The following is a 15,848-nucleotide window of genomic DNA, read 5'->3' as shown; positions in this document are numbered from 1 at the left end:
GCCCCAGGATGGATATCCGCACATGTCACATCTTGCCGGGTGCGGACCAGTGCGCCGGGTCAGGACGTGCCGAGCTGCGCGATGCGCTCGACCAGGCCGTCCGCGTCGAAGCCGATCGGCTGCCACAGCACGTGGTCGGCGCCCAGCGCCCTGACCCGCGCCAGGTCCTCGGCCACCTGCTCGACCGAGCCGGTCAGCGGGGTGCGCTCGTCCAGCGAGCGGTCGCCGACCACGCCGTTCACCTGGACCACGAGCGGGCCCTGGCCGCCGGCCTTGCGGTAGGTCTCGACGGTCTGCCCGAGCATGTCCCAGTCGAAGACGACCGTGGTCAGCCCCATGCCGAGCGCGGCCACCCGCTCCAGCGCGGCCGGCGCGCCCGCGCCGCCGAGCAGTGTCAGGCCCGTCGGCTTGGGCCCGACGCCCGACTCGGGGATCGAGTAGTAGCGGCCCGAGAAGCGCACCGGGTCGGGGCCCCAGCAGGCGCGCATGGCCTCCACGTGCTCCGCGAAGCCCGCCCCGCGCCGCTTGACCGGCACGCCCGCCGCCTCGAACTCCTGCTTCATCCAGCCCTGCCCGAGCCCGATCCACATCCGGCCGCCGCTGAGCCGGTCGAGCGTGGCCAGCCGCTTGGCCAGCACGACGGGCGGGTGGAACAACGCGTCGATGACGGTGGTGCCCAGCCGGATCGTGCTGGTCTTCGCCGCGAGGTAGGCGAGCGTCTCCAGCGGGTCGTAGACGGAGGCGCTCTCCTCGGGCAGGGGGATGACCTGCTCCAGCCCGAGCATCCACGGCTCGGCGGGCCGGATCAGGCGCTCGTACGTCCATACCGCGCCCAGCCCGGCGCGCTCGGCCGCCTGGGCCACGCGGACGATCTCCTCCGGGCTCGTCTGCGGGCCCGTCACGGGAAGGCCGATTCCGAGATCCATGTCGTGCTCCCTTCTTGTCTGACCTTTTGACCAGGGCAAGGGCGGAAAGTCATCGGTTTACACGCCCGGACTTTCGTGATGCATTCGGGAAATGACCGTGCATGGCAGGTGTGATCCTCCGTTCGCCCAGGTACGCGAGGAGTTCGAAGCGAATCTCGCCCATCGCGGCGAGGTCGGCGCGTCGGTGTGCGTGATCGTCGACGGCGAGGTGGCCGTCGACCTGTGGGGCGGGCAGGCCGCGCCAGACCGCCCCTGGGCGGAGGACACGATCGGGCACGTGTGGTCGTGCACGAAGGGCGCGACGGCGCTGTGCGCCCACGTGCTCGCCTCGCGCGGCGACCTCGACCTCGACGCCCCCGTCATCCGCTACTGGCCCGAGTACGGCGTGCGCGGCAAGGGCGGCACGCTCGTCCGGCACCTGCTCGCGCACCAGGCCGGGCTGCCCGCACTGCGCGAGCCGCCGCCGCCCGGCGCCTTCTACGACGGGAAGCTCATGGCCGGGCGGCTGGCGGAGCAGGAGCCGTACTGGGAGCCGGGCACCCGGCACGGCTACCACGCGCTCACCTTCGGCTATCTCGTGGGCGAGGTGGTGCGCCGGGTGAGCGGGCGCTCGCTCGGCACGTTCTTCCGCGAGGAGGTGGCCGAGCCGCTCGGGCTGGACTTCTGGCTGGGGCTGCCGGAGGAGCTGGAGGGCCGGATCGCGCCGACCGTGCCCGCCGACCCGCCGCAGGCGCCGGCCTCGTTCTACCTCAAGGCGTTCGGCGACCCGGCGTCGGTGCAGGCGGCGGTGCTGGCCCACGAGGGCGGCTACATGGCGGCCGGCGAGTCCGACAGCAGGGCCGCGCACGCGTCCGAGATCGGGGCCGTCGGCGGGATCACCCACGCGCGCGGGCTGGCCGGCATGTACCGGCCGCTGTCGCTCGGCGGCGGCGGCCTGGTGAGCAGGGAGCACCTGGCGCTCATGGCGCTGACCGCCTCGGCCGGCACCGACGCGGTGCTGCTCGCGCCCACCCACTTCGCGCTCGGCTTCGTCAAGGCGGTCGACAACCGGCACCTGCCCGCGCCCGACAGCGAGGGCGCGCTGCTGACGGAGACCGCGTTCGGGCACGTGGGAATGGGCGGCTCGATCGGGTTCTGTGACCCGGCGGCGCGGCTGGCGTTCGGCTACACGATGAACAAGCAGGGCGCCGGGCTCGGCGTGAACCCGCGCGGGCAGGCGCTGGTGGACGCGGTCTACCGGGCGCTCGGCCACCGGCAGGCGTACGGCGGCATCTGGTACGCGCCCTGACCGCCCGATACCGTGATATGTCACCAGTTCTTCCCCAGGAGCAAGCGGCATCATGTTCTTCGGCATCACGGATTTCTGGGCCTACGTCGTGGGCGCCTTCCTGATCATCCTCCTGCCCGGCCCCAACTCGCTGTACGTCCTGTCCTACGCCGCCCAGCACGGCGTCCGCCAGGGCTACCGGGCCGCGGCGGGCGTCTTCGCCGGCGACACCGTGCTGATGTTCCTCACCGCCGCCGGCGCCGCCTCGCTCCTGCAAGCCAATCCGCTGCTGTTCACGATCGTCAAGTACGCCGGCGCCGGGTACCTCGCGTGGATCGGCTTCCAGATGCTCAGGGGCGCCTGGAAGTCGTGGCGCTCCGCCCGCACGGCCGGGGCCACCGCTCCTGTGGCCGCGCCCGTGGCCGCCGTCAAGGGTGACGGCCGCCCGCGCCCCTTCCGCAAGGCCCTGACGATCAGCCTGCTGAACCCGAAGGCCATCCTGTTCTTCGTCTCGTTCTTCGTGCAGTTCGTGGACCCCGGCTACGCCAACCCCGCGCTGTCGTTCATCATCCTGGGCGCCGTCATCCAGCTCTTCAGCTTCCTCTACCTCACCGGCCTGATCTTCGGCGGAACTTTCCTGGCCGCCCAGTTCCGCCGCCACCGCCGGCTCAGCGCCGGCCTCACGTCCGGCGTCGGGGTCGTCTTCCTGGGGTTCGGCGCGAAACTCGCCACCGCGTCACTCGGATGAAAGACGCATTCAAGCCCCCGCTGTTTTCGTGGACACAGATGGAACGCGTCAAAACAGGCAGTCTCATCACTCCGCCTCGGGTACGGTAAGCCACCGGCGTGCTTCCCGGGACGGCGGTGTCGGACCCACCGGTGACAACGTGCGATCCATCTGTCATGCCTGGTCCCCTGAAGCCCGGGTAGACGCTGATCGTCGGCCTATCTGCGGAGCAGCCTTGAACCATCCACCTGTCACCCTCCCACGCCTCACCGCGCTCGCCCGGCAGGCGGCTCCCCGGCTGCTCGAAGGCGTGGTCGCCCCCCTCGCCGTCTTCTACCTCGCCATGGTGGTGCTCGGCTTCAAATGGGCGCTGGCCCTCACCGTCGCCTGGGTCTACCTGGGCGTGGCCTGGCGGCTCGTCAAGCGGGTCAAGGTGCCCGCCACCATGTACCTGGCGGCGTTCGCGATCACCGTACGGGCGATCGTGGCGTTCTGGACCGGCACCTGGATGTGGTTCTTCATCCAGCCCGAGATGGGCACGATCTGCATCAGCATGGCCTTCCTCGCCTCCGTGCGGCTCAACAGGCCGCTGGTGCAGAAGCTCACGCTCGACTACATCCACCTGCCGTCGGCGGTGCTCAAGCAGGAGCGGGTGCGCCGGTTCTTCGCCCGGATCACGCTGCTGTGGGCGTTCGTGCTGCTGATGAACTCCACGCTGAGCATCTTCCTCGCGGTCTACGAGTCGATCGGCGGCTCGCTCGGCGCGTTCATGATCCTGCGGACGTCAGCGGTGGCCGTGATCAGCGGTACGGCGATCACGTTCTCGGTCATCGCCTTCAAGCGGCTCCTGCACCGCATCCACGTGGCCCACGCCTGAGCGCTCGGCCAGCAGGAACGCCCCGCACAACCCCATGACCAGGCCGGTCAGCACGCCGAACAGCTCCACCAGCCCCTCCGGGCCGCCCGCCCCCGCGGAGAGCGGCCCGCCCACCGACGTGATGATCAGCGCGTAGAGGCCCCAGGCGAACAGGGAGCCCGCGCCGATCCAGGCCGCCACCAGCGGGCGCCAGAACGGGCCCCGGCCCTTGCGCTCCACCATCACGACCAGCGCGGCGGCGCCGGCGATCGCGAGCACCCCCTTCAGGACGTCCTGCACCGCCCCCACCTGCCCGTCGAAGGCCCACGCCAGCCGGACGCCGCCCAGCAGCGTGGCGACCGGCAGCGCGCCCCAGGCCAGGACCCGCTGCAACGGCCGGGTGAGGCTGGGGAACGGCCGGCCGGTGGCCGTGGTGAAGGCGGCCGGCCAGCGGTCGCGGGCGTACAGGGCGAAGGCCGCCATCAGGCCGATCCCCTGCACCATGAAGCCGCCGTAGACCATCAGGTAGATCCACGACTGGATAGGGCCGCCCGCGAAGGCGCCGAGGCCGGACGTCGCGATCACGACCGGCATGCTGACGATCAGCACCGACAGCAGGCCCGTGCCCACCCACAGCGGCAGCAGCACCAGCCAGGCGGGCAGCCGCAGGCCCCAGCGGGCCGCGAACGCCAGCGCCAGCAGCAGGCCGACAGCGTCCATGCCGAAGGTCATCGCGTTGAGCCCGACCATCGCCGGGTCGTTCATCAGGCCGGGCTCGCTCACGCCGATCGAGCTGCCGGTCAGCCAGAGGATCTTGAGCGTCAGGTAGGGCAGCATCGCCGCCACCGCCACGATCGCGGCGGCACGCCGGCCGAAACCCGGCGCTGGGCCGCTCGCGATCGCGCCGGGCGAGCGGTTCGTGCTCAGGGCAGTTTGTGTCATGCCTGTGAGCCTCGCGTGTGCGGCGGCCCGCACCCTCCCGCCTAGCGGGGATCCGCCTCCCCCTCGCGGGGGAGCGACACGGTCAGCTCGAAGCCGTCGCCCACCGGCCCGGCGGTGAGGGTGCCGCCGGCCAGCCGGACGCGCTCGCGCAGCCCCGTCAGCCCCAGCCCGCCGGAGCGCGCCGTGGGCCGGGAGCGGGGCGGCCCGTTGCGGACGCGGACCCGGTGCGGCGACACCGACACCTCCACGGCCGCCCCGGGCGCGTGCTTGGCGGCGTTCGTCAGCCCCTCCTGCACCACGGCGCGGGCCAGGCCGGGCACCGGCCCCGGGCCGAGGTCGAGGGTGATCGACATGCCGGAGTCGGCGGCCCTGCGTACCAGCTCGGGCACGTCCTCCCCCACCGGGGCCAGCGGCGCCGCGTCGGAGTCCTCGCGCAGCAGCCCGATGATCTGGCGCAGCCGTTCGGTGGCGTCGGCCGCCGCGAGCCGCAGCTCGCCGGCCGCCTTGACCTGCGCGGGCGCGAGGCCGGGCGCCAGCTCCAGCCCCGCCGCCCGGACCGCGATCAGCGCCAGGTCGTGGCCGAGCGAGTCGTGCATCTCGCGCGCGATCCTGGCCCGCTCGCGCAGCCTGGCCTGCGCCTCGGCCGACGTCCTGGCCTGCGCGCGCTGCTGCAGCAGCTTGCGCCGCAGCACCCCGAACAGGTGCGGCACCACATAGGTGCCGAGCACCGCCGTGATCATGGACACCCACAGGGCCAGGTCGCCGCCCCTGGCCAGCACCACCGCCACGCCCACCACCGCGATCAGGCAGAACGCGAGCAACGCCGGCCACACCCTGGCCATCCGCCGCCCGGTCAGGTACGCGTACCAGACGATGAACGGCGACGTCGCCAGCAACGGCAGGATCTTCACGTTGCGCCGGGGCAGCAGCCAGCTCAGGTCCACCGTCGCGAACCCCTCGCTGAACTGCCACGGCCCCAGCGGCAGCAGCAGCACCAGCGCCGCCAGCGGGTACGGTCGCCCGACCAGCACCGCGGCGGCGGCCAGCCCCCAGCGGGGCACGGTCACCATGCCGAACGCCGCCGGATCCCTGAACGGGTCGGGCCCCATGGCGGCGACGAAGATGGCGAGCACGACGAAGAGCAGCACGTCGTAGACCACCTGGCGGCGGCTCTCCCTGCGAAAACGCGTCACGCCCCGACGGTATCGGCAACGCCCGGGTGGCCGGCTCCGCCCGAAGTCAGGTGGCACCCCTGACGAAAGTGGGGTAGAGCGCCGTCCCCTGCGGGGGTGGGGCTAGCCCCACCACGAATGCGCCTATCTCCACTCCTGATTCCCGCGCCGCGAACCGGTTTGATCGTAAGTGTCATCCGGAGATCGCAGGCGCGACCCCGACGAAAGTAGGGGGTAGTGCGTGCCGATCGTCCGATGTGCCGTGACCTGCGGAGTTTCTACCTTCAAGGGGTATCGGCCCTGACTCGCACTGGGGGAAAGGGCCGCGTTCGACCGGGGGCATCCCCGATGGTCCCGGACGTCACGCGCAGCAAGGCTGTGTGAGTGCCCTAACGATCGGAGTCAACGCTCATGTCGCACGCCATACTCGACCTCGTCGAACAGGTGATGTCCTCGCCGTGGTTGTATCTGGCGCTGTTCGCCCTGGCGATGCTCGACGGGTTCTTCCCCATCGTGCCCGCCGAGACGGCCGTCATCACGGCCGGGGTGTTCGCCGCCACCGGCGACACGAACCTGGCCCTGGTCATGGCGGTGTCCGCGCTCGGCGCGTTCGCCGGCGACCACATCTCCTACCTGATCGGCAACAAGTCGGCGGGCAGGCTGCGCGACAAGAAGGCGTTCGTCTGGGCCCGCAACGCCCTGGCCGAGCGCGGCGGCCTCGTCCTGGTCGTGGCCAGGTACATCCCCGGCGGCCGCACCGCGACCACGCTGACCATGGGCGCCGTGCGGCACCCGCTGCGCTCGTTCACCTTCTTCGACGCGATCGCGGCCGGCTCGTGGGCGGTGTACTCCGGGCTGATCGGCTTCTTCGGCGGGATGGCGTTCGAGAACGACCCCATCAAGGGTCTGCTGCTCGGCCTGGGCATCGCGCTGTCCATCACCGCCGTCGTGGAGATCGTGCGGTGGGTCAGGAAGCGGCGCGCCACCAAGGCTTCCTCTGAACGTCTTCCGGCGGACACGTCCGTTTGACCCTGCCTGGCAACCATCCGTCTGAAAGGAGTGCGCATGACTGTGCTGGCCGCGGTGATCGCCCTGGTCGGTTCGCTGTTCTTCGCGCTCGGGGCCGCGCTGCAGCAGTTCGAGGCCGTCGGTTCCGCCAAGCCGGGGCTGCTCGCCCTGCTCCGGCGGCCGCGCTGGCTCATCGGCGGCGCGTCCATCCTCGCGGGTGGTGGCCTGCACATCGTCGCACTCGGGCTCGGGCCGCTGACCGTCGTCCAGCCCATGGGCGTGGCCAGCCTGCTGTTCGCGCTGCCCATCGCCGCCACGCTGCACGGCCGCAAGCCGTCACGCAAGGAGCTGACGGCGGCGGGGGTCGTGGCGAGCGGGCTGATCGGCCTGGTGCTGCTGGTCCCCGAGTCCGACGGCCCCACCCAGCTCAGCCCGAACGGCGTGCTCACGCTGCTGGGCGTGGCCGGGGTGGCGGCGGTGCTGCTGTGGGCCGGCTCCAAGGCCGTCTCGCCCGCGGGCCGGGCCGCGCTGCTCGCGACCAGCTCCGGCGTGCTGTACGGCGCCACCGCCACCCTCATGCGGGTGCTGGTGGACGGCGGCTGGAACTGGTGGTACCTGCTGGCGCTGCCGGTGCCCGCGCTGCTCGCGCTGATGATGCTGCAACGCGCCTACGCCGTCGGGCACTTCGGCGTCTCCTTCGCCTCGCTGCAGATCGCCGACCCGCTGACCGCGGTCGCGTTCGGCGCGCTGCTGCTGGGCGAGCCGCTGCCGACCGGGATCCTGCCGGTCGCGGCGGCCCTGCTGACCGCCGTGGGCACCGTCGCCCTGGCGCGGACCAGCCCGCTGGAGGCCCACAACGACCCCGCTTGACATTCCCCAGGTCACGGCTCTCCCCAAGCCACCCATGAAATCGGAGTTCACCACCATGGCCATGCCCCTGCACAGCGTCCCCGAGCGTGCCACCCTCTCCCCCGCCCCCGACCGGCCGCGCCGCATCCTCATCTCCTCCGACACCTACCCGCCCGACGTGAACGGCGCCGCCTACTTCACCCACCGCCTGGCCACCGGCCTGGCCGCGCGCGGCAACGAGGTGCACGTCGTCTGCCAGTCGGACCAGGGCCCCGCCAGCGCCGAGGTGTGCGACGGCGTGGTCGTGCACCGGCTGCGCTCCGCGCCGCTGCTGGTCCACCCCACCATGCGCGTCACCGTGCCGACCCGGCTCGACCGGCTCGTCTCCATCATCAAGCCCGACGTCCTGCACACGCAGGGCCACTTCGTCGTCGGCCGGGCCGCCATGGCCGCCGCCCGCCGGGCCGGCGTGCCCATCGTGGCCACCAACCACTTCATGCCCGACAACCTCTTCCAGTTCGCCCACATCCCCGCCCGGCTGCGGGAGAAGGCGGGCCGGCTGGCCTGGCGCGACTTCAGCCGCGTCTTCAACCGCGCCGACCACATCACCACCCCCACCCCGCTGGCCGCCAAGCTGCTCGCCGACCAGGGCTTCGGCCGCGGCGTCGAGCCGGTCTCCTGCGGCATCGACCTGACCAGGTTCCACCCGCACTCCGAGCCCAAGGCGTGGGCGCGCAAGATGTTCGGCCTGCCCGACCGGCCCACCATCCTGTTCGTCGGCCGCCTCGACGAGGAGAAGCGCCTCGACGAGGTGATCCGCGCCCTGCCGCTCGTGCTCAACGAGACCGACGCCCAGGTCGCGTTCGTCGGCAAGGGCAACCAGCGGGAGGAGCTGGAGCGGCTGGCCAGGCGCATCGGCGTGAGCGAGCGGGTCTTCATGCTCGGCTTCGTGGCCGACGAGAACATGCCGCAGGCCTTCGCCGCCGCCGACGTGTTCGCCATGCCCGGCATCGCCGAGCTGCAGAGCATCGCCACGCTGGAGGCCATGGCCTCCGGGCTGCCCGTCGTGGCCGCCGACGCGATGGCGCTGCCGCACCTCGTCGAGGACAACGGCTACCTCTACCAGCCGGGCGACGTCGTCTCCCTGGCCCGGCACCTGACGAACGTGCTCGCCGACGACGGCCTGCGCGCCCGGCTCGGCAAGGCCAGCAGGGAGCTGGCGCTCACCCACGACGACCAGGCGTCCCTCGCCCGGTTCGAGCGGATCTACGACGAGGTGATGCGATGACACCCAGGCAGAGCGTCTGGAGCACGGTGATCGGCACGCTCGTGTCGGCCGGCGCGCTCGCGTACGCGGACGTGGCGCTGCCCACCCAGGTGCTGCTCAGTGACTACGCGCTGGTGCCCGGCGGGATGCTGCCCGTCCTGATCGGCATGCTGGCGCTCGCGGTGGCCTGCCTCGGCCTGGCGTACGGGCTGACCACCCTCGACCCGGCCCGCACCGCGCCCACCCGGGTGCTGCTCGTGGCCGGGGCGGCCGGGCTGATGATGAGCGCGATCTTCCCGACCGACCCCGGCACCTCGCAGATCGGCAGCGTGTCCGGCGAGATCCACCGCTGGTCGGCGGCCGTCGTGTTCACCTCCCTGCCGGTCGCCGGCTGGATCCTCGCCCGGGGCCGCACGGCCGCGCCCCGCTGGAACGCGGTGCGCGCGATCAGCGTGGCCGCCGGGGTGACGCTCGCCGTCTACCTGGCCGCCCACCCGGCCTCCATCACCTCCTCGCTGCTCAACGGCGGCGCCTACTACGGGATGCTGGAGCGGGGCGTCGTGCTCGCCGAGATGGCGCTGCTCATCGCCATGGCGCTGGCCGCCTTCCCCGGGCGGGCCGCCGCGAAGAGCGAGCCCCTCACTACCGAGCCCGCGCAGACCGAGCACGAGCGCCAGGAACGACTCGCCGCCTGACACACTCCGACCGCCTGACACACTCCGACCGCCTGACACACTCCGACCGCCTGACACACTCCGACCGCCTGACACTTCGACCGCCTGGCACACTTCGACCGCCGCCGAAAGGACCCCGCCCTAGCGTGGCCTCATGCTCATCACCCGTCATGCCGAAGCCGCCGCGGTGCTCGCCGACACCAGGTACGTGCCGCCACCCGTCCGCCAGGACGGCGCCGAAGGGACGCTGGCCTGGCTGCGCGCCCACGTCTCCCGGTTCAGCACCGGCGAGACGCACGCGCGGCGGCGCCGCGAGCTGGTCGAGCTGCTGAGCGGGCTGGACCCCGCCGCGCTGCGATCGGCCGCCGCGACCCTGACCAGGGAACGGGGTGGTGACTGGCGGGGCGTGCCGACGGCCGTGCTCGGCGCCGCGCTCGGGGTCGAGGACACCGGCGCCGTGCCCGCCGCCGCGGCCGGCTACCTGTCGGGCGAGGAGAGCCCGCAGGCCGACGCCGCCGTGGCCGAGCTGCTGAAGCTGGCCGGCGTCCCCGTGATCACCCTCCTGCTGCAGGCGCACGCCGCCACGGAGGGGCTGATCGAGAACGCACTCAAGCACGTGCCGTCCGACCGCGATGTCGACGTGCTGCTGTGCGAGACGCTCCGGCAGGACCCGCCGCTCAAGGCCACCCGCAGGCTCGACACGCGCACCGGCGACGAGGTGACGATCGACCTGGTCGCCGTCAACCGCGACCCCGACGCGATCGACCCGGCGCTCGGCCACGTCCCGCACCTCACCTTCGGCCACGGCGTACGCCCCTGCCCCGCGCCCGAGCACGCGCTCGCCCTGGCCGCGGGCGTCCTGGAAGGACTGACGGCATGAGCTCGAGCTTCCGCGACCTGCACCGCCCCGGCGACCCGCTGCTGCTGCCCAACGCCTGGGACTACGGCTCGGCCGCCTACCTGGCCGCGCACGGCTTCCCCGCGATCGGCACCACCAGCCTCGGCGTGGCCGCCGTCCACGGCAAGCCGGACGCGACCGGCGCCACCAAGGCCGAGACGATCGAGCTGGCCGAGGCGATCAGCGGCCTGGGCGTCCTGGTGACGGTGGACATCGAGGGCGGGTTCAGCGACGACCCGGACGAGGTGGGCGAGCTGGTGGCCGGCCTGGCCGCACTGGGCGTGGCTGGCGTCAACCTGGAGGACGGACGCCCCGACGGCACGCTGCGGCCCGTCGAGCTGCACCAGCGGATCATCGAGGCCGCCAAGGGCCACGGGGTGTTCGTCAACGCGCGCACCGACACGTACTGGCTGGGTGACGGCACCGGCACCGAGGAGCGGGTGGACGCCTACGGGAACGCCGACGGCATCTTCGTCCCGGGGCTGAGCGACCTTGACGAGATCGCGAAGGTGGCGGCGCGCACGCCGCTGCCCCTCAACGTGCTGCACCAGCCGAACGGCCCCAGCCTGGCCCGGCTGGGCGAGGCCGGGGTGGCCAGGGTGAGCACCGGCTCGCTGCTCTACCGGGCCGCGCTGGGAGCGGCGCTGGGCACGGCGCTCGCCGCCCGCGGCGAGCCCGCCCCGGCGATCCCGACATATGCCGAGATCGCCGACAGGTTGCCGCGATAATCGAGGCATGCGCTTCCAGATCCTCGGGCCCACGAACGTGCTGGACGAGGACGGCGAGCAGGTCCCGGTCGGCGGCCCCCGCGTCCGCGCCCTGCTGACGCTGCTCGCCCTGCACGCCGGCCGCATCGTCGGCGCCGAGCAGCTCGTGGAGGGCATGTACGGGCCGCGCCCGCCCGAGGGCGTCGCCAACGCGCTGCAGTCGCAGGTGTCGCGGCTGCGCCGGGCTCTGGGGCGGGACCTGGTGGAGTTCCACCCGGCCGGATACCGGCTGGTCGCCGACCCGCACGACGTGGACGCGCGCCGGTTCGAGCTGCTGACCGCCGAAGGCCGGCAGGCGCTGGCCGGCGGCGACCCGGAACGCGCCGCGATGCTGCTGCGCGAGGCGCTGGAGCTGTGGCGGGGCGCGCCGCTCGCCGACGCGCCGCACGCCGGCGCCGCCGCGGCCGCCCTGGAGGAGCTGCGGCTGGCCGCCACGGAGGACCGCGTGCGGGCGGAGCTCGACCTGGGGCGGCACCGCGAGCTGGTGGCCGAGCTGAGCCAGCTCGCCGCCGCCCACCCGCTGCGGGAGCGGCTGCGCGCCCAGCTCATGCGCGCCCTGTACGGCAGCGGGCGGCAGGCCGAGGCGCTGACCGTCTACGAGGAGACGAGGAAGCTGCTGGACGAGGAGCTGGGCATCGAGCCGGGCGCCGACCTGGCCGCCGCCCACCTGGCCGTCCTCAGAGCCGACCCCTCCCTCGGCCCCACCCACCCGCCCACCCCCGGCACCACACACCTTGACGCGCCCGGCGCCGCACGGTCCGCTATCCCCAGCCCGGGGGCCGCCTCCGCGCGCAGCCCGTACCGACAGGGCGCGAGCGGACAGGACGCGGGCGGACAGGGCGCGCACGGACAGGGCGCGGGCGGGCGGCGGGGCAGGCAGGGGTTGCGGGCGCAGCTCACCAGCTTCGTGGGCCGGGCCGAGGAGCTGGCGCAGGTCGGGGCCCGGCTCCAGGACAGCAGACTCGTCACGCTGATCGGCCCCGGCGGCGCGGGCAAGACCCGGCTGGCGATCGAGGCGGCCGGGCAGGAGCCGGGCGACGTGTGCTTCGTGCCGCTGGCCCCCGTCTCCGACGGCGACGGCGTGGCACAGGCGGTGCTGGCCGCGATCGGCGTCCGCGACCCTCTCCTGAACCTGCACGAGCGCCCCGCCCTGGACCCCGCCGCCCGGCTGGTCGCCGCGCTGGCCGGCCGCGAGCTGCTGCTCGTCCTGGACAACTGCGAGCACCTGGTGGCGGCCACCGCCGAGCTGGCCGACCACCTGCTGGCCGCCTGCCCCGACCTGCGCGTGCTGGTGACGGGGCGGGAGGCGCTGGGCATCACGGGCGAGTCGATCCTGCCGGTGGCGCCGCTGCGGCTGCCGCCCGCCGAGACGCCCGACCCTCTGGAGTATCCGGCGGTGCGGCTGTTCGCCGACCGCGCCGCCGCCGTCCGGCCGGGTTTCGCGGTGGACGCGGGCAACGCCGCGCACGTCGTGCGCATCTGCCGGGCTCTCGACGGGCTGCCGCTGGCGATCGAGCTGGCGGCGGCGCGGCTGCGTACCCTGTCGATCGCGGACGTCGCGGCGCGGCTCGACGATCGGTTCAGGCTCCTGGCCAGAGGCAGCCGTACGGCGCTGCCCCGGCACCAGACGCTGCACGCGGTCGTGGCGTGGAGCTGGGACCTGCTGGACGACGACGAGCAGGTGATGGCCAGGCGGCTGAGCGCGTTCGTGGCGGGGGCGCGGCCGGAGGCGGCCGAGCGGGTGTGCGGGCTGCCGGAGGAGGTGCTGTTCTCGCTGGCGGAGAAGTCGCTCGTGGAGTTCGTGGACGGGCGGTTCCGGATGCTGGAGACGATCCGGGCGTTCTGCGCCGAACGGCTGGAGGAGTCGGGCGAAGGGGACACGATCCGCGACGCGCACGCCCGCTACTACCTCGACCTGATGCTGGCGGCCGACCCGCTGCTGCGCACAGCCGCGCAGATGGAGTGGCTGGCCCGGCTCGACGAGGAGAGCGACGACCTCGACGCGGCCGTGCGGTGGGCGACCGAGTCCGGGCAGTTCGAGCTGGGCACGCGGCTGCTGGCGCACAGCGCCTGCTACTGGTGGATGCGCGGCCACCGCGTCTCCAGCGCGAACCTGGCCGCCGCGCTCCTCGCCGCGCTCGGCGAGACCCGCCTGCCCGGCCTTGAGGAGGAGTACGCCATGTGCGTGCTCATCGTGGCGTGGGCCGGAGGCACGGACGAGCTGCTGCGCACCCGGCTGGAGGAGGTGCGGCGGCTGCTGCCGATCGACTACCTGCCGGTGCGGGTGGAGTTCATGATGATGCTGCTGTCGATGTTCACCGGGCCGCCGGCGGACTTCGGGGCGATGGAGCAGTTCTACATGGACGCGGTGGTCGGCCTCTCGCCGTGGAAGGAGGCGCTGGCCAGCTGCGGTCACGCGTTCGTCCTGCAGCTGCTCGGCCGGACGGACGAGGCGCTGGACCGCTTCGAGCGCAGCCTTTCCGGGTTCCGGGCCATCGGCGAGCGGTGGGGCATGGTGCTGGTGCTGTCGGGGCTGGGGGCGCTGCGGCAGCTGCAGGGCGACTACCGCAGCGCGCTCGCGCTGGCCGGCGAGGCGCTCACGCTCGCGCGCGAGCTGGGCGCGGTCACGGAGATCGCCGAAGGGCTGTGCCGCCGCGGCGACGCGCGGACCGGCCTCGGCGACCTGGAGGGCGCCCGGGACGACTTCGCCGAGGCGGCCGAGCTGTCGCGGCGCAACGGCTCCATGGAGACCCTGGCCTGGGCCCTGCTCGGGCTCGGCCTGGTCGAGGCGGAACGCGGCGACCACGAGGCGGCCCGCGCCCTGCTCGTCCAGGCCCGCGAGGTCTGCCCCGACAACTGGTTCAGCACCGAGGACACCCGCGCCCGCATCGACGCCGCCATGACCGGGCTGGCCGGTGAGGCGGTCAGCGAGCGGTAGGCCCGCCGTCAGCCGCGCCGAACACAGTGTGCGGCATGAAGAACAAATGGTCCTGCCTGGCCATCGCCTGCCTGGCCACGCTGCTGCTCTCGCTCGACCTCACGGTCCTGCACCTGGCCCTGCCCCGGCTGGTGGCCGACCTCGGCGCGACCTCCACCCAGCTGCTGTGGATCGGCGACATGTACGGCTTCGCCCTGGCCGGCCTGCTCGTCACCATGGGCAACCTCGGCGACCGCATCGGCCGCAAGCGCCTGCTCCTCATCGGGGCCGTCGCGTTCGGCGCCGCCTCCGCCGTGACCGCGTACGCGCCCACCCCGGAGCTGCTGATCGCGGCCAGGGCGCTGCTGGGCGTGGCCGGCGCCACCATCATGCCCTCGACCCTGTCGATCATCCGCAACGTGTTCACCGAGCCGGCCGAGCGCACCGCGGCCGTCGGCATCTGGAGCGGCATGAGCGCGGCCGGCTTCGCCGTCGGCCCCGTGGTCGGAGGGCTGCTGCTCGACCACTTCTGGTGGGGCTCGGTCTTCCTCATCAACGTGCCCATCATGGCGCTGGTGCTGGTCGGCGGCATCCTGGTGCTACCGGAGTCGCGCAACCCGCGCGCGGGCCGGCTCGACCCGGCCAGCGTGGCGCTGTCGTTCACCGGCATCGTCACCCTCATCTACGCGATCAAGGAGGCCGCCCACAAGGGCCTCGGGCACGCGGACGTCGTGATCGCCGGGGTGGCCGGGGTCGCGCTGCTGGCGCTGTTCGTGTGGCGGCAGACCAGGCTCGCCGACCCGCTCATCGACGTGCGGCTCTTCGCCCGCCGCGCGTTCACCGCCTCCGTCCTGACGAACCTCCTCGCCATCTTCGCCATGTCGGCCATGATGCTGATGTTCGCCTGGTACCTGCAGCTCGTGCTCGGCTGGTCCCCGCTCCAGGCCGGGCTCGCCCAGCTCCCCGGCGGGCTCAGCGGCGCCGTGGGCGGCGTCCTGGCCGCCAGGCTCATCCAGCACCTGGGCAGGAACGGCGTGGTCGCGTTGGGCCTGGCCATGAACGCCGGCGCCTTCCTGTACTACGCCACCCTCGACACCGAACTGAACTACTGGGCCCTGCTGCCCGTCATGATCATCCAGGGGATGGGCACCGGGCTGGCCTTCACCGTCAACAACGACAACGTCCTGGCCACGGCACCACGGCAGCGCGCGGGGGCCGCCGCGGCGGTCTCGGAAACCGCGTTCGAGCTCGGCGGCGCCCTCGGCATCGCCATCCTCGGCACCGTACTGACCAGCGCCTACCGAGCCCACCTGGCCCTACCGCCGGGGGTGCCGGGCGAGGCGGCCCGCGAATCCCTCGCCGGCGCCCTCAACGCCGCCACCACCCTCCCCGCCACCCAGGCCGACCAGCTCGTACGAGCCGCACAGGTGGCCTTCGTCGACGGCGTCCACCTCACCTCCCTCGTCACGGCGGCCCTGCTGGCGGTGGTCGCGGTGCTCGCGCTGGTGGGCTTGCGGGGCGTCCCGAAGGAAATCCCGGAGAACGTCCTCACGGGCGCCCCCTCCTGACCCCGCCTCC

14 protein-coding genes are annotated in these 15,848 nt (G+C 73.1%); 11 read left to right on the top strand and 3 right to left on the bottom strand.

The window, feature by feature from the left end; genetic code table 11:
* Positions 1-59: 59 nt before the first annotated feature.
* Positions 60-926 (bottom strand): TIGR03619 family F420-dependent LLM class oxidoreductase, encoded by an 867-nt coding sequence (locus tag HCN51_RS41065; RefSeq protein ID WP_168017434.1) that lies wholly within the window; start codon positions 924-926, stop codon positions 60-62.
* Between the two features lie 91 nt (positions 927-1,017).
* Between HCN51_RS41065 and HCN51_RS41060 the strand changes: the two genes are divergently transcribed.
* From HCN51_RS41060 to HCN51_RS41050, 3 genes are all read left to right on the top strand, one after another.
* Positions 1,018-2,214, top strand: coding sequence for a serine hydrolase domain-containing protein (locus tag HCN51_RS41060; RefSeq protein WP_168017433.1), 1,197 nt, complete (start codon positions 1,018-1,020; stop codon positions 2,212-2,214).
* Positions 2,215-2,266: 52 nt separating this feature from the next.
* On the top strand, positions 2,267-2,941 hold the full coding sequence (gene leuE / locus HCN51_RS41055) for a leucine efflux protein LeuE (RefSeq protein WP_168017432.1): 675 nt from the start codon (positions 2,267-2,269) through the stop codon (positions 2,939-2,941).
* A gap of 214 nt (positions 2,942-3,155) precedes the next feature.
* Positions 3,156-3,797 (top strand): VC0807 family protein, encoded by a 642-nt coding sequence (locus HCN51_RS41050; RefSeq protein WP_168017431.1) that lies wholly within the window; start codon positions 3,156-3,158, stop codon positions 3,795-3,797.
* Here the strand turns inward: HCN51_RS41050 and HCN51_RS41045 are convergent.
* Both HCN51_RS41045 and HCN51_RS62625 read right to left on the bottom strand, forming a co-directional pair.
* Positions 3,705-4,718: a hypothetical protein gene (locus HCN51_RS41045; protein WP_168017430.1), complete on the bottom strand. Its 1,014-nt coding sequence runs from the start codon at positions 4,716-4,718 to the stop codon at positions 3,705-3,707. The genes HCN51_RS41050 and HCN51_RS41045 overlap by 93 nt on opposite strands.
* A gap of 41 nt (positions 4,719-4,759) precedes the next feature.
* Complete coding sequence (locus HCN51_RS62625; RefSeq protein ID WP_168017429.1) at positions 4,760-5,911, bottom strand: histidine kinase; 1,152 nt, start codon at positions 5,909-5,911, stop codon at positions 4,760-4,762.
* 390 nt (positions 5,912-6,301) lie between these two features.
* Here HCN51_RS62625 and HCN51_RS41035 point away from each other — a divergent pair, with 390 nt between their 5' ends.
* The 8 genes from HCN51_RS41035 to HCN51_RS41000 all read left to right on the top strand — a co-directional run bounded on the left by HCN51_RS41035 (position 6,302) and on the right by HCN51_RS41000 (position 15,838).
* Positions 6,302-6,919 carry a DedA family protein gene (locus tag HCN51_RS41035; protein WP_080042291.1) on the top strand — a complete coding sequence of 206 codons (618 nt, stop codon included), beginning with the start codon at positions 6,302-6,304 and terminating at the stop codon, positions 6,917-6,919.
* A gap of 36 nt (positions 6,920-6,955) precedes the next feature.
* On the top strand, positions 6,956-7,768 hold the full coding sequence (locus HCN51_RS41030; RefSeq protein ID WP_206068474.1) for a DMT family transporter: 813 nt from the start codon (positions 6,956-6,958) through the stop codon (positions 7,766-7,768).
* A gap of 55 nt (positions 7,769-7,823) precedes the next feature.
* Positions 7,824-9,035, top strand: a complete 1,212-nt coding sequence (locus tag HCN51_RS41025) for a glycosyltransferase (RefSeq protein WP_168017457.1) — start codon at positions 7,824-7,826, stop codon at positions 9,033-9,035.
* Positions 9,032-9,709 carry a DUF998 domain-containing protein gene (locus tag HCN51_RS41020; RefSeq protein ID WP_168017428.1) on the top strand — a complete coding sequence of 226 codons (678 nt, stop codon included), beginning with the start codon at positions 9,032-9,034 and terminating at the stop codon, positions 9,707-9,709. The genes HCN51_RS41025 and HCN51_RS41020 overlap by 4 nt, the downstream gene beginning before the upstream one ends.
* Before the next feature lie 133 nt (positions 9,710-9,842).
* On the top strand, positions 9,843-10,568 hold the full coding sequence (locus HCN51_RS41015) for a cytochrome P450 family protein (RefSeq protein WP_168017427.1): 726 nt from the start codon (positions 9,843-9,845) through the stop codon (positions 10,566-10,568).
* Complete coding sequence (locus HCN51_RS41010; protein WP_168017426.1) at positions 10,565-11,314, top strand: isocitrate lyase/PEP mutase family protein; 750 nt, start codon at positions 10,565-10,567, stop codon at positions 11,312-11,314. The genes HCN51_RS41015 and HCN51_RS41010 overlap by 4 nt, the downstream gene beginning before the upstream one ends.
* A 7-nt stretch (positions 11,315-11,321) precedes the next feature.
* Positions 11,322-14,291, top strand: coding sequence for an AfsR/SARP family transcriptional regulator (locus HCN51_RS61745; RefSeq protein ID WP_277350216.1), 2,970 nt, complete (start codon positions 11,322-11,324; stop codon positions 14,289-14,291).
* A 35-nt stretch (positions 14,292-14,326) separates the two neighbouring features.
* Complete coding sequence (locus tag HCN51_RS41000; protein ID WP_168017425.1) at positions 14,327-15,838, top strand: DHA2 family efflux MFS transporter permease subunit; 1,512 nt, start codon at positions 14,327-14,329, stop codon at positions 15,836-15,838.
* Positions 15,839-15,848: the final 10 nt, after the last annotated feature.

The organism is Nonomuraea composti (assembly GCF_012034275.1).
Lineage (GTDB): Bacteria > Actinomycetota > Actinomycetes > Streptosporangiales > Streptosporangiaceae > Nonomuraea > Nonomuraea composti.
This window is presented reverse-complemented; position numbering and strand designations above follow the sequence as displayed.